The organism is Brucella sp. (genome assembly GCF_032066345.1).
Lineage (GTDB): Bacteria > Pseudomonadota > Alphaproteobacteria > Rhizobiales > Rhizobiaceae > Brucella > Brucella pseudogrignonensis.
In genome coordinates this window covers 1-14,745 of sequence record NZ_DAMBKZ010000038.1, presented here as the reverse complement: position 1 = coordinate 14,745, position 14,745 = coordinate 1, and the positions used below count along the sequence as shown (strand labels likewise).

Genomic DNA, 14,745 nt, shown 5'->3' with positions numbered 1-14,745 from the left:
GTGAGCCATAATACCGAAATTGCGGTAGTCTTCGATTTTATATTCGCGGGCCATGTTTTTGCTCTTTGAATAGGGTTCGACGATTACCAGCGGTAATGCGAGAACGCGCGGTTGGCTTCTGCCATGCGGTGCGTGTCTTCACGCTTCTTGACAGCGGAACCACGATTGTTTGCCGCATCCAGCAGTTCGCCGGAGAGACGGTCAATCATCGTCGTTTCATTGCGACCACGAGCTGCATTGATCAGCCAGCGAATGGCAAGTGCCTGGCGGCGTTCTGAACGCACATCGACCGGAACCTGATAGGTTGCACCACCAACGCGGCGCGAACGGACTTCAACGTGCGGAGCAACATTGTCGAGCGCCTGATGGAACAGCGCGACCGGCTCTGACTTCGCCTTGGCTTCGATTGCAGACAGCGCACCGTAAACGATGCTTTCAGCAACCGACTTCTTACCATGAAGCATAACTGCATTCATGAACTTCGTGATAACGAGATCGCCGAACTTTGGATCCGGATTAATCTCACGCTTCTCAGCTTTATGGCGTCTGGACATTTCGTCTCAACTTTCAATTACATCGGGCTCAACTCGCCATTCCGGCGGCCGGTATCCCCGGAAAATTCTTACTTAGGACGCTTCGCACCGTACTTCGAACGACGCTGCTTGCGGTTCTTAACACCCTGGGTATCGAGAACGCCGCGGATGATGTGGTAACGCACACCCGGCAAATCCTTTACGCGACCGCCGCGGATCATGACCACGGAGTGCTCCTGAAGGTTGTGACCTTCACCAGGAATGTAACCGATGACTTCAAAGCCATTGGTCAGACGGATCTTGGCGACCTTACGGAGAGCCGAGTTTGGCTTCTTAGGGGTCGTTGTATAAACGCGGGTGCAAACGCCGCGCTTCTGTGGGTTTGCCTGCAGAGCAGGAACCTTATTACGCTTTACCGGCGCAGTGCGCGGCTTGCGGATCAACTGGTTTACGGTAGGCATTGAACCTTCCTCTATAAAAAATCTCGTATCGGCGCCCAATAAGGGCCGTTTCACCGGAGTGCTCATGCACAAATTCGGGACGAGCCACTCCATCAGCGGCCACCCGAACAAAAGCAGAGGAAGCATAAGCTTCATGCGAACGGCAAGTTGCATTTCGATCGTAAAACGAACCCTGTTTGAGGCGAACTCCAGAGCGCGTCGCTCCGAAAATGCCAGCCTCACATCGGCTCAGATGGGCTGCTGATACGTGTTTACAGGCGTTTCGTCAAGGGCAGGACGTTAAGTTTCTTATCCAAAAGGCCGCTCGGGGGCGTTTTGGGGTCCGCCGGACAGGTTATTGCGCCGCATTAGGCTTCATATCGCTAATATTTCGCGGCAAAACTGTCATTTTCGTATGCCAGCATAGCGCCAGACATCAACAGTCGCTATTGAAGCACATCCGAGTCGAAACGCAACACAATATTAAGGGATTCTCAATGTCATCCACCACCACATCCACAGAGAACGATTCGCCGATTGTTCACCTGGTGATCGCCGACGTCTGGAACGAAGGTGAAGAGGAATCTATCGAAGTCCATATCCTGCTGAAATCCGATGAAGACGAAGATCTCGTTCAGACGGTTCTCGCGATCCTGGCAGAAGAAGGTTATCACGAAGCAGAGCTGGTCGAGATGGGTACCATCACGGAAGAACCAGAAGAAGAACCACACAAGAGCGCATGGCACACCGCCCTCACCGGCGAAGTTGCACTGATTGAGTTCGAAGGCGATGAAGAAGAAGAATAAGTTCGACGTAAGCGAACACCGAAAAATGTGGAGCATCTTCCGCTTTGCATAATGATCAAGGGCGGTTTTAAACCGCCCTTTCTTTTTGAAATTTGCATAACAAAAAGGCCGCCTCGAAAGGCGGCCTTTTCTTAGTTGATTGCTTTCCGATTATTCGGCAGCGTTGTTGGTCATATCTGCCAGCATCACGTTGGCTTCCGACGAACCGGTCGACTTGCGGCGCTCGTCGATGATCAGTTCGTCGCGAGCAGTTGCAATGCGACGGATCTGGTTGGTCATGCCACCTGTACCAGCCGGGATGAGACGACCGACGATGACGTTTTCCTTGAGACCCTGCAACGTATCCATCTTGCCTGCAACTGCAGCTTCGGTGAGTACGCGAGTGGTTTCCTGGAACGATGCCGCCGAGATGAACGAAGGAGTCTGAAGCGACGCCTTGGTAATACCAAGAAGAACTGGATTACCCGAACCTGGCTTCTTGCCTTCTTCGATCAGACGATCATTGATTTCGTCCAGTTCGATGCGGTCGACGTGATCGCCCGGAATGTAGCCGGTATCACCGGATTCCGTGATCTCGATCTTCTGCAGCATCTGACGGACAATCACTTCGATGTGCTTGTCGTTGATGAGAACACCCTGCAAACGATAGACTTCCTGGATTTCGTTCACGAGGTACGAAGCGAGTGCTTCAACGCCCTTGATCGCCAGAATGTCATGCGGTGCCGGGTTACCGTCGAGGATATATTCACCCTTTTCGATAACGTCACCGTCCTGAAGATGGAACGGCTTGCCCTTAGGGATCAGATACTCAACAGGCTCGATCGTATCGTCGTTTGGCTCGATGATGATGCGACGCTTGTTCTTGTAATCGCGACCAAAACGAACGGTACCATCGATCTCTGCGATGACGGCGTGGTCCTTCGGACGACGAGCTTCGAACAGTTCCGCAACGCGTGGCAGACCACCGGTAATATCCTTGGTCTTCGCGCTTTCCATCGGCAGACGCGCAATAACATCACCAGCATTAACATGTGCACCAGGCTCGAACGAAAGGATCGTTTCTACCGAAAGCAGGAAGCGAGCTTCGCCACCCTTCGACAGCTTCGCGATCTTGCCGCTCTTGTCCTTGATGACCATAGCAGGCTTGAGGTCCGCACCGCGTGGTGTCGAACGCCAGTCAATGATGACGCGCTTCGTGATACCGGTCGACTCGTCCGCTGTTTCCGAAACCGAAAGGCCATCAACGAGATCTTCGAACTCGATGTAACCTTCAACTTCCGTCAAGATTGGACGGGTGTACGGATCCCATTCAGCAATACGCTGGCCGCGCTTGACTGCATCACCTTCGTCAACGAACAGGCGTGAACCGTAGGTTACGCGGTGAACCGCACGTTCCTTGCCGGTCGAGTCGAGGATCAGGACAGCCATGTTACGGCCCATCACCACGAGATTGCCATCGGAGTTGCGAACCACGTTGCGGTTACGCAGCTTGACAGTGCCTTCGTACGAAGCTTCCAGGTAAGACGAGTCAACAACCTGTGCAGTACCACCAAGGTGGAACGTACGCATGGTCAGCTGAGTGCCAGGCTCACCGATCGACTGAGCAGCGATAACGCCAACTGCTTCACCCTGGTTAACAGGCGTACCGCGTGCAAGGTCACGACCATAGCACTTGGCGCAAACGCCGTTACGGGTTTCACAGGTCAGAGCCGAACGAATACGGATCGACTGGATGCCGGCCTTCTCGATGACTTCAACGTCCTTTTCCTCGATCATGCGACCAGCTTCGACGATGACTTCGCCGGTTGCCGGATTGATGATCGGATCAAGTGCCGTACGGCCCAGAACGCGCTGTCCAATTGGAGCAACGATCTGACCAGCATCAACGATTGGCTGCATGGTGAGACCGATTTCGGCGCCGCAATCGACTTCCGAAATAATCGCATCCTGTGCAACGTCAACAAGACGACGTGTCAGATAACCCGAGTTAGCGGTCTTCAACGCGGTATCGGCAAGACCCTTACGGGCACCGTGTGTCGAGTTGAAGTATTCGTTAACCGTCAGGCCTTCCTTGAAGTTCGAAATGATCGGGGTTTCGATGATTTCGCCCGACGGCTTGGCCATAAGACCACGCATACCGCCCAGCTGACGCATCTGGTTGACCGAACCACGGGCACCCGAATGAGACATCATGTAGACCGAGTTCATCTGCTTCTGACGTCCGGTCACCGGATCGAATTCAACAGCCTTAATGCGGGCCATCATTTCTTCGGTGATCTTGTCAGTCGCCTTACCCCAGGCATCAACGACCTTATTGTACTTTTCGCCCTGAGTAATCAGACCGTCATTGTACTGCTGTTCGTATTCAGTCGTCAGAGCTTCGGTTTCTGCAACGATCTTAGCCTTCGAGTCCGGAATGACCATGTCATCCTTACCGAAGGAAATACCGGCGCGACATGCATGGGCGAAGCCGAGCTGCATGATGCGATCGCAGAAGATAACCGTCTCTTTCTGACCGCAATGGCGGTAGACGTGGTCGATCATCTTGGAGATGTTCTTCTTCGTCATCTCCTGATTGCAGATATCGAAAGGCACATTGGCGTGCTTCGGCAGAAGCTCACCAGTGATCATGCGACCAGGCGTAGTGTCGTAAACCTTGGAAACAGGCTTGCCTTCCGCATCAACCGTCTTGAAACGGCCCTTGATCTTGGTGTGCAGCGTGACGACCTTGTTTTCAAGCGCATGCTGAAGTTCGCCCATATCGGCAAACACCATGCCCTCACCCGGCTCCTTGTCTGCCACGATCGACAGATAGTAGAGGCCGAGAACCATGTCCTGCGAAGGAACGATGATTGGTGCGCCGTTCGCTGGGTGCAAGATGTTGTTGGTGGACATCATCAGCACGCGTGCTTCAAGCTGGGCTTCAAGCGACAGCGGAACGTGAACAGCCATCTGGTCACCGTCGAAGTCAGCGTTAAACGCTGTACAAACGAGCGGATGCAGCTGAATGGCCTTGCCTTCAATCAGCGTGGGTTCGAATGCCTGAATACCAAGACGGTGCAGCGTAGGCGCACGGTTCAGGAGAACCGGATGCTCACGGATGACTTCGTCAAGGATATCCCAAACTTCCGGACGTTCCTTTTCAACAAGCTTCTTCGCCTGCTTGACAGTCGAGGAGTAACCCTTGGCGTCAAGACGAGCGTAGATGAATGGCTTGAAGAGTTCGAGCGCCATCTTTTTCGGCAGACCGCACTGATGCAGCTTCAGTTCAGGACCGGTCACGATAACCGAACGACCAGAATAGTCGACGCGCTTACCGAGAAGGTTCTGACGGAAACGACCCTGCTTACCCTTGAGCATGTCGGAGAGCGACTTCAACGGACGCTTGTTAGCACCGGTGATGACGCGGCCACGACGGCCGTTATCGAACAGCGCGTCAACAGCTTCCTGCAACATACGCTTTTCGTTACGGATAATGATGCCAGGAGCGCGCAATTCAATAAGACGCTTCAGACGGTTATTACGGTTGATCACACGACGGTAAAGGTCGTTGAGATCGGACGTAGCAAAACGACCGCCATCCAGTGGAACCAGAGGACGCAGATCCGGTGGAATGACCGGAACGATCTTCATGATCATCCATTCAGGACGATTGCCGGATTCCATGAAGTTCTCAACGATCTTGAGACGCTTCATCAGCTTCTTCGTCTTCAGTTCCGAAGTGGTTTCTGCAAGTTCAACGCGCAGGTCTGCGGCGATGTTCGGGAGATCCATCGAAGCCAGAAGTTCAAAGATAGCTTCCGCACCAATCAGGGCTGTGAACTGATCTTCGCCGAATTCATCGACGGCAATCATGTATTCTTCTTCCGAAAGAAGCTGATGCTCTTTCAGCGAAGTCAGACCTGGTTCAGTAACGATATAGTTTTCAAAATACAGAACGCGCTCAATATCCTTGAGCGTCATGTCCAGCAGTGTGCCGATGCGCGAAGGCAGCGACTTCAAAAACCAGATATGGGCAACAGGTGCGGCGAGCTCAATATGGCCCATACGCTCACGACGAACGCGCGACAGCGTAACTTCCACGCCGCACTTTTCGCAGATGATGCCTTTGTATTTCATACGCTTGTACTTGCCGCACAAGCATTCATAATCCTTGATCGGGCCAAAGATACGCGCGCAGAAGAGACCATCGCGTTCAGGCTTGAACGTACGATAGTTGATCGTCTCCGGCTTCTTGATCTCGCCGTATGACCAGGACAGAATCTTCTCAGGGCTGGCAATCGAGATTCTGATGGAATCGAACGTCTGTGCCGGAGCCTGAGGATTGAAAAGATTCATGACCTCTTGGTTCATGCCGTTCTCCTTGAGGGCGATCCGCCGCCCAGTGTGTCGTCGACGACAGGCTGAAAGTCCCTGCCATCTTGAAAAGAAATCGCGGTATTACGCAGTATTTAACTGCACATTCCGTTCGGCATTTCGTTTACGCAAACCGTTTTACACGGTTACTAGAAACACCTTACGGGCGCGCCACGGCAATACCATGGCGCGCCTTGATGTTTTTTATTCCGCCGCGTCCGGAAGTGCCGGCTGCTCGTCGCGTGTGTCGTCCAACTCAACATTGAGACCGAGCGAACGCATTTCCTTAACCAGAACGTTGAAGCTTTCTGGAATACCAGCTTCGAACGTATCGTCGCCACGAACGATGGCTTCGTAGACCTTGGTACGGCCGGCAACGTCGTCGGACTTGACCGTAAGCATTTCCTGCAGCGTGTAAGCTGCACCGTATGCTTCCAGAGCCCAGACCTCCATTTCACCGAAGCGCTGACCACCGAACTGCGCCTTACCACCAAGCGGCTGCTGAGTGACGAGCGAGTAAGGTCCAATCGAACGAGCATGGATCTTGTCGTCGACCAAGTGGTGGAGCTTCAACATATAGATGTAGCCCATTGTCACCTGACGGTCGAACGGCTCACCCGTACGTCCATCATACAGCGTCGACTGACCCGAGGTTGCAAGACCTGCATCCGTCAACATCGCATTGATGTCAGCTTCCACCGCACCGTCGAAGACCGGCGTTGCGATAGACACGCCGCGCTTGACCTGGTTCGCCAGCATCATGACTGAATCATCGTCATAAGAGCGAACAGGCTCATTGCGGTCATTGTCCGGATAGATGTGCTCGAGCGTATCACGCAGCGGCTGAATGTCTGCCGTCTTGCGATAAACATCGATCAGCTCACCGATCTTCTTGCCCATACCAGCGCAAGCCCAGCCAAGATGTGTTTCCAGAATCTGGCCCACATTCATACGGCTCGGCACGCCAAGCGGGTTAAGAACGATATCGGCATGCGTACCGTCTTCTAGGAATGGCATGTCTTCGACAGGAAGAATGCGGGAAACCACACCCTTATTGCCGTGACGGCCAGCCATCTTATCACCCGGCTGGATCTTGCGCTTCACAGCGACAAAGACCTTGACCATCTTCATGACGCCTGGAGGCATCTCGTCGCCGCGCTGAACCTTTTCGACCTTGTCCATGAAGCGTGCTTCAAGCAGCTTCTTGGATTCGTCGTACTGGCCGCGCAGAGCTTCGAGTTCACCCTGCTGCTTTTCATCTTCAACAGCAAACTGCCACCACTGCGAACGCGGATACTCGGTCATGATATCGCGAGTAATGGTCGTGCCCTTCTTGAAGCCCTTCGGGCCTGCAGCAGCAACCTTACCGTCGATCATGTCGGCGAGACGACCGTAAACGTTACGGTCGAGAATAGCCTGTTCGTCGTCACGGTCCTTGGCAAGACGTTCGATCTCTTCGCGTTCGATCGCCATTGCACGTTCGTCTTTTTCAACGCCGTGGCGATTGAAAACGCGAACTTCAACAACGGTACCGTAAGTACCTGGAGGCATACGCATCGAGGTATCACGAACATCGGACGCTTTTTCACCGAAGATAGCGCGCAGAAGCTTTTCTTCAGGCGTCATCGGGCTTTCGCCCTTCGGCGTGATCTTACCGACAAGGATGTCGCCAGGATGCACTTCAGCACCGATATAAACGATACCTGCTTCGTCGAGATTCTTCAGCGCTTCTTCCGACACATTCGGAATATCGCGTGTGATTTCCTCAGGTCCAAGCTTCGTGTCGCGGGCAGCTACTTCAAATTCCTCAATGTGGATCGAGGTGAAGACGTCGTCCGAAACAATCTTCTCGGAAAGAAGGATCGAATCTTCGTAGTTGTAACCATTCCAAGGCATGAACGCGACAAGCACGTTACGACCAAGAGCCAGGTCGCCCAGATCAGTCGATGGGCCATCAGCAATGATGTCTCCCTTACCGATAGGATCACCAACGCGTACAAGCGGACGCTGGTTGATACAGGTGCTCTGGTTCGAGCGCTGGAACTTCTGCAGACGATAGATATCAACGCCAGACTTAGAAGGATCGAGATCCTCAGTAGCGCGAATAACGATACGCGTTGCGTCAACCTGGTCAACCACACCGCCGCGGCGAGCGGCGATAGCAGCACCTGAGTCACGTGCGACAACTGCTTCCATACCGGTGCCAACGAACGGAGCTTCCGCACGAACGAGTGGAACGGCCTGACGCTGCATGTTCGAGCCCATGAGAGCACGGTTAGCATCATCGTTTTCAAGGAACGGAATAAGAGCTGCTGCAACCGAAACGAGCTGCTTCGGCGAAACGTCCATCAGGTCCACGTTTTCACGCGGCGCCATCATAACTTCGCCTGCGTGACGGCAGATGACGAATTCGTCAACAAAACCGCCCTGCTCGTCCAGCTCAACGTTTGCCTGAGCAACCGAGTGCTTCGCTTCTTCCATAGCCGAAAGGTAAACAACGTCGCTCGTTACCTTACCGTCGACAACCTTACGATACGGGCTTTCAATAAAGCCGTACTTGTTGACGCGGGCAAAAGTTGCAAGCGAATTGATCAGACCGATATTCGGGCCTTCTGGCGTTTCAATCGGGCAGATACGGCCGTAGTGGGTCGGATGCACGTCACGGACTTCGAAGCCAGCACGCTCACGGGTAAGACCACCAGGTCCAAGAGCCGAAAGACGGCGCTTGTGGGTGATTTCCGAAAGCGGGTTGGTCTGATCCATAAACTGCGACAGCTGCGAAGAACCGAAGAACTCGCGCACTGCTGCGGCAGCAGGCTTCGCGTTAATCAAATCCTGCGGCATAACCGTGTCGATTTCGATCGAGGACATACGTTCCTTGATCGCACGCTCCATGCGGAGCAAACCAACGCGGTACTGATTTTCCATCAGTTCGCCAACCGAACGAACACGACGGTTGCCGAGGTTGTCGATGTCATCAACTTCGCCGCGGCCATCGCGCAGTTCAACCAGCATCTTGACCACAGCAAGGATATCTTCCTTGCGCAGAACACGCACGGTGTCTTCTGCATCGAGATCAAGACGCATGTTCATCTTCACGCGACCAACAGCAGAAAGGTCATAGCGTTCCGAATCGAAGAACAGCGAATGGAACATGGCTTCAGCCGAGTCCATTGTCGGCGGCTCACCTGGACGCATAACGCGATAGATATCGAACAGAGCTTCCTGACGGCTTTCGTTCTTGTCGACAGCGAGCGTGTTGCGGATATACGCACCGATATTGACATGGTCGATATCGAGAACGTTGATCTCTTCAACACCGGTGTCGAGAAGCGTCTTGAGAACCTTCTCGTCGATTTCGTCACCAGCTTCGAGATAAATCTCGCCGGTAGCGTAATTGACGATGTCTTCTGCAAGGTACGAGCCGAACAGATCATCTTCAGTCGCCTTGATGGCCTTGAGGCCCTTCTCAGCGAGCTGCTTTGCGGAGCGAGCGGTCAACTTCTTGCCAGCTTCGAGAACGACTTCTCCGGTGTCCGCATCGACGAGATCAGAAATGATCTTCATACCCTTGAAGCGGTCAGCCGAATAAGGAATGCGCCAGTTATCACCGTCACGCGAATAGGTGACAGTTTTATAGAACGTCGACAGAATCTCTTCGCCGTCCATGCCAAGCGCCATCAACAGCGTCGTAGCTGGAAGCTTACGGCGACGGTCGATACGTGCATAAACTACGTCCTTGGCATCGAATTCGATGTCAAGCCACGAACCGCGATAAGGAATAACGCGAGCTGCGAACAAAAGCTTACCCGACGAATGGGTTTTGCCCTTGTCGTGATCGAAGAATACGCCCGGCGAACGGTGCATCTGCGAAACGATAACGCGTTCTGTACCATTGACGATGAAGGTGCCGTTGTCCGTCATGAGCGGCATATCGCCCATGTAAACGTCCTGCTCCTTAATGTCCTTGATGGACTTCGCGCCGGTATCTTCATCAATATCGAACACGATCAGACGCAGCGTCACCTTGAGAGGTGCCGAATACGTCAAATCGCGCTGACGGCATTCGTCAACGTCGAATTTTGGTGCGTCGAATTCGTAGCGGACGAATTCGAGCATTGAAGCGCCGGAGAAATCCTGAATTGGGAAAACAGACTTGAAAACCGCCTGCAAACCCTCGTCAGAACGCCCGCCAGCTGGTTCCTCAACCATGAGGAACTGGTCGTAAGATGCCTTTTGAACCTCGATGAGGTTAGGCATTTCCGCGACCTCGGGAATCTTGCCGAAAAATTTGCGTACGCGCTTGCGACCATTGAAAGAATGGGTCTGAGCCATCGTCGCTCCTCGTTCTATAGCCTTACGGCTTGCTCACGCCTTGCGGCCTTTATCGTGCGCCGCCTTTCGGCGGTCCTTCTAACGGGCTAAAACCCGTTTTCTGAAAGCCCCTTCAAGGCCATCAGAAAAAGGGTTCAACAGGATCAGAACGCTCTTCAAATATCCGTTCCGATTATAAGATGCACAAATCAAAGCGAATTCCGCACTTTTCGTTTCTTTTCATGCATTTACTCCAGATGCAAGTCCAGAGTGAAACCGACGGACGGAAACCGTCCGTCGGAATTTTCGAACTTACTTGAGTTCGACCTTAGCGCCAGCTGCTTCGAGCTGTGCCTTGATCTTCTCAGCTTCGTCCTTCGAAGCGCCTTCCTTAACTGCCTTTGGAGCAGCTTCAACAAGGTCCTTAGCTTCCTTGAGGCCGAGACCGGTGATTGCGCGAACTTCCTTGATCACGTTGATCTTGTTTGCGCCACCGTCAGCGAGGACGACGTCGAATTCAGTCTTTTCTTCAGCAGCAGCAGCTGGAGCAGCGCCACCAGCAGCAGCAACTGCTACAGGAGCAGCAGCCGAAACGCCCCACTTCTCTTCGAGAAGCTTCGAAAGCTCTGCAGCTTCGAGAACGGTCAGTGCCGACAGGTCGTCAACGATCTTTGCGAGATCAGCCATTTTGGTATTTCCTTAGTTTCAAGGTTTGAACAATTGACAGCGAAAAACGGCCTTACGCCGCCTCGTTCTTCCGGGCGTGCGCGCCAATAACGCGAGCGATCTGGCCCGCTGGTGCGCTGGTAAGTACTGCGAGACGCTGAGCCGGGGTCTGGATCATTCCAACCAGCTTTGCGCGCAGTTCGTCGAGCGATGGGAGCGAAGCAAGCGACTTTACGCCATCGGCGTTAAGTGTCGTTGCGCCCATTGCACCGCCGAGGATAACGAGCTTGTCGTTAGCCTTAGCGAATTCGACGGCTACTTTCGGAGCGGTAATTGGGTCGTTTGCATAAGCAACAACCGTCTGACCTGTAAACAGATCAGAGATACCTTCCGATTCCGTGCCCTGAAGAGCGATCTTGGCAAGGCGGTTTTTCGCGACTTTAACGGTACCACCAGCATCGCGCATCTTTGAGCGAAGATCGCTCATCTGCGCAACAGTGAGACCGGTATAGTGGGCCACGACGACCGAACCGGAATCTTTAAAAGCTCCGTTCAGCCACGAGACAAATTCGCGTTTTTCCGCTCTATCCACTGTCTCTCTCCAGTAGACAGGACCACATGGTCCTGCCGGGTTGCCTTTGCCGGACGAACTTCACAGTCAGCCCGACGTTCGAGGATCCTGTCCCCTTCAGCTATCCTGGAAACCAGGCATCACTCAAAGGCAACTACGGTTCAAACCTTGCATGCACATTCATGCGAAACAGGGTTATTCCACGTCTCATGCAGGCCATATGTTTAAGGACAATCACCCGAAGATGAATGTCCGCCTGCAATCTCGGACAGGATAACCGGACTTTCGTCCGGCTATCCGGATCTTGCGATCCGGAATTCTTGCACTTTTGACCGCTTTCACGATGCAGATGTGCCACCATTTGCCTTTCTCGAAGAAAGGCTAAGCTCCGGCGAACCGGAGCCTAAATAACTTAAGCGACAACCTTAACGGTTGACGGGTCGACCTTGACGCCAACGCCCATGGTCGAAGAAATCGATACGCGCTTGACGTATTCACCCTTAGCAGCCGAAGGCTTAGCCTTGATAACTGCATCGGCAAAAGCCTTGATGTTTTCTTCGAGCTTCTGATTGTCGAAGGAAACCTTGCCAATACCGGCGTGGATGATACCAGCCTTTTCAACGCGGAATTCAACTGCGCCGCCCTTAGAAGCGGTAACTGCAGCTGCAACATCGACAGTAACAGTACCAACCTTAGGGTTTGGCATCAGGCCACGCGGGCCGAGCACCTTACCAAGACGACCAACGAGTGGCATCATGTCTGGGGTTGCAATGCAACGATCAAAGTCGATCTTGCCGCCGTTGACGATTTCGAACAGTTCTTCCGCACCAACGATGTCAGCGCCAGCCTTCTTCGCTTCTTCAGCCTTGTCGCCGCGTGCAAAAACAGCAACGCGAACAGTACGGCCGGTGCCGTTTGGAAGGTTAACAACGCCACGAACCATCTGATCAGCATGACGTGGGTCAACGCCGAGGTTCATTGCGATTTCGATGGTTTCGTCGAACTTGGCAACTGCACGTTCCTTAACCAGGCCGATAGCATCGGACAGGTCATAGAGCTTGTTGACGTCAACGCCTTCGCGGATCTTAGCTACACGCTTGGAAATCTTTGCCATGGTCTTAGCTCACCACTTCCAGGCCCATCGAACGGGCAGAACCTTCGATCATACGCATAGCCGCTTCCACGTCAGATGCGTTGAGATCCTTCATCTTAACAAGAGCGATTTCGCGAACTTTATCACGCGCAATCGTGCCTGCCTTTTCCTTGCCAGGCGCCTTGGAACCCGACTTGAGGTTGGCAGCCTTCTTAAGGAAGTAGGTTACCGGAGGGGTCTTCATCACAAAAGTGAAAGACTTGTCCTGGTAGTATGTGATCACGACTGGAATCGGCGAACCTTTTTCCAGTTCCTGTGTGGCAGCGTTAAATGCCTTACAGAATTCCATGATGTTGATGCCGCGCTGACCCAGTGCTGGGCCAATCGGAGGCGATGGGTTGGCCGCACCTGCTGCTACCTGGAGCTTCAGCTGGCCTGCAATTTTCTTAGCCATTGCATTCTGCCTTCATAAAAATACCGGAAACCGGCGTTCTCGATTAATGCCGGAAATCCGGCTCTCGACTGACGTCAGTAAAACTGACTGGCAGTTCGGTGGTTCGAGATCAGCGACCGGCTAAAGCCACCTACCCTTCCACCCTTTTCACCTGTTACGGTGAACGCCCTCGCGAGCTAAACGATCAGAGCTTATCGACCTGACCGTATTCAAGATCAACAGGCGTAGCACGCCCGAAGATGGAAACTTCAACCTTGAGGCGCGCGCGCTCTTCGTCGACTTCCTGCACAATGCCATTGAACGAGGCAAACGGACCATCGGAAACGCGAACATTTTCGCCGATTTCGAAGGTCACAGAAGTCTTTGGACGCTCTGCACCATCCTGAACCTGGTTCAAAATCTGATCTACTTCCTTCTGTGAAACCGGAACAGGCTTGGAATCACCAAGGAAGCCAGTCACGCGAGGCGTATTCTTGATCAGCGAGAATACAGCATCAGTCAGGGTAGCCTGAACGAGAACATAACCCGGAAAGAACTTGCGCTCAGCATCAACCTTGCGGCCACGGCGAACTTCAACAACCTTCTCGGTCGGCACGACAATCTGCTCAATAAGGCCAGAAAGACCCTTCTGTGCAGCCTTAGCCTGAATATCCTCAGCCACCTTCTTTTCGAAGTTGGAATAGGCGTGAACGATGTACCAGCGCGCTGTCATCTCGTAACTCCCCAATCCTGCTTAGCGGCCAAGGCCAAGTATAAATTCTACGCCATAGGCCATAAGCTGATCGGCAAGAAAAAAGAATGCAGCAGCAAAAAAAGCCATGACAACCACCATAATGGTGGAAATGACTGTTTCACGCCGGGTCGGCCAGCTCACCTTCGCCGTTTCGGCGCGAACCTGCTGAAGAAAGGTGATCGGATTCGTCTTAGATGCCATCTGCCACTCTGTTCTTGCTTGAGGAAACCGGACCGTTCAAAACGAATCAGAACCCGATACCCATGCGTATACGGCACGTAAAGCTGAAGATTCAGCCCCACGCACCGCGTGTCTGTTGACGTTACATAGAATCGATTCCCAAAAAAAACAAGCCCAATAGTTAAAAGAATACCATACAGGCTTATCGGAAATCCGATCCTTACGAACATCGCTTGCTGCACCATTCAATCGTGCTGCCGCGACCTCCCCTGCCCGATCTAAATAACCGGCGGAAAGTTATCGATATCTGACTTCGCTGCCAAAAGGCCAGAGCGCTAATCAGAATAGTCAGCGAAACCGCTAACTCTTAATATAAAAAACGAGCACTCACAGTCAAGCCATGAGTACTCGTTTTAAATGGCAGGGGCAGCAGGGTTCGAACCCGCGACCTACGGTTTTGGAGACCGTCGCTCTACCAACTGAGCTATACCCCTATTTGGCATTCAAGATGCCAGACCGGCGGCATAACCGCCAGTCAAATTCTTTACTCGATGATCGAAGCGACGATGCCTGCACCGACGGTGCGGCCACCTTCACGG

At 53.1% G+C, this 14,745-nt stretch carries 11 protein-coding genes and 1 tRNA gene; 1 reads left to right on the top strand and 11 read right to left on the bottom strand.

Features of this window, described 5'->3' with window-relative positions:
* Window positions 1-83: 83 nt before the first annotated feature.
* Window positions 84-554 carry a 30S ribosomal protein S7 gene (rpsG, locus tag RT142_RS24215; protein WP_007875422.1) on the bottom strand — a complete coding sequence of 157 codons (471 nt, stop codon included), beginning with the start codon at window positions 552-554 and terminating at the stop codon, window positions 84-86.
* Window positions 555-622: 68 nt separating this feature from the next.
* A complete protein-coding gene (gene rpsL, locus RT142_RS24210) occupies window positions 623-994 on the bottom strand; it encodes a 30S ribosomal protein S12 (RefSeq protein ID WP_006168377.1) in 372 nt (123 codons plus the stop codon).
* Between the two features lie 476 nt (window positions 995-1,470).
* Between rpsL and RT142_RS24205 the strand changes: the two genes are divergently transcribed.
* Window positions 1,471-1,779, top strand: a complete 309-nt coding sequence (locus RT142_RS24205; protein ID WP_064320722.1) for a hypothetical protein — start codon at window positions 1,471-1,473, stop codon at window positions 1,777-1,779.
* Window positions 1,780-1,929: 150 nt separating this feature from the next.
* On the opposite strand, the gene rpoC is transcribed toward RT142_RS24205, so the two are convergent.
* The 9 genes from rpoC to RT142_RS24160 all read right to left on the bottom strand — a co-directional run bounded on the left by rpoC (window position 1,930) and on the right by RT142_RS24160 (window position 14,640).
* Window positions 1,930-6,132 (bottom strand): DNA-directed RNA polymerase subunit beta', encoded by a 4,203-nt coding sequence (rpoC, locus tag RT142_RS24200; RefSeq protein ID WP_064320723.1) that lies wholly within the window; start codon window positions 6,130-6,132, stop codon window positions 1,930-1,932.
* Between the two features lie 207 nt (window positions 6,133-6,339).
* Entirely contained in the window at window positions 6,340-10,470 is a 4,131-nt protein-coding gene (gene rpoB / locus RT142_RS24195; RefSeq protein WP_105518650.1) for a DNA-directed RNA polymerase subunit beta, read from the bottom strand.
* 291 nt (window positions 10,471-10,761) lie between these two features.
* Complete coding sequence (gene rplL / locus RT142_RS24190) at window positions 10,762-11,136, bottom strand: 50S ribosomal protein L7/L12 (protein WP_007875435.1); 375 nt, start codon at window positions 11,134-11,136, stop codon at window positions 10,762-10,764.
* A 52-nt stretch (window positions 11,137-11,188) separates the two neighbouring features.
* Window positions 11,189-11,707, bottom strand: a complete 519-nt coding sequence (gene rplJ, locus RT142_RS24185) for a 50S ribosomal protein L10 (RefSeq protein WP_007875437.1) — start codon at window positions 11,705-11,707, stop codon at window positions 11,189-11,191.
* A 391-nt stretch (window positions 11,708-12,098) separates the two neighbouring features.
* The gene (gene rplA / locus RT142_RS24180; RefSeq protein ID WP_007875439.1) at window positions 12,099-12,800 is read right to left on the bottom strand and encodes a 50S ribosomal protein L1; all 702 of its coding nucleotides are present in this window, start codon (window positions 12,798-12,800) and stop codon (window positions 12,099-12,101) included.
* 4 nt (window positions 12,801-12,804) lie between these two features.
* A complete protein-coding gene (rplK, locus tag RT142_RS24175) occupies window positions 12,805-13,233 on the bottom strand; it encodes a 50S ribosomal protein L11 (RefSeq protein WP_007875441.1) in 429 nt (142 codons plus the stop codon).
* 184 nt (window positions 13,234-13,417) lie between these two features.
* The gene (gene nusG / locus RT142_RS24170; protein ID WP_007875442.1) at window positions 13,418-13,945 is read right to left on the bottom strand and encodes a transcription termination/antitermination protein NusG; all 528 of its coding nucleotides are present in this window, start codon (window positions 13,943-13,945) and stop codon (window positions 13,418-13,420) included.
* A 21-nt stretch (window positions 13,946-13,966) separates the two neighbouring features.
* Window positions 13,967-14,167: a preprotein translocase subunit SecE gene (gene secE, locus RT142_RS24165; RefSeq protein WP_007875444.1), complete on the bottom strand. Its 201-nt coding sequence runs from the start codon at window positions 14,165-14,167 to the stop codon at window positions 13,967-13,969.
* Window positions 14,168-14,564: 397 nt separating this feature from the next.
* Window positions 14,565-14,640 (bottom strand) — tRNA-Trp (locus tag RT142_RS24160).
* Window positions 14,641-14,745: the final 105 nt, after the last annotated feature.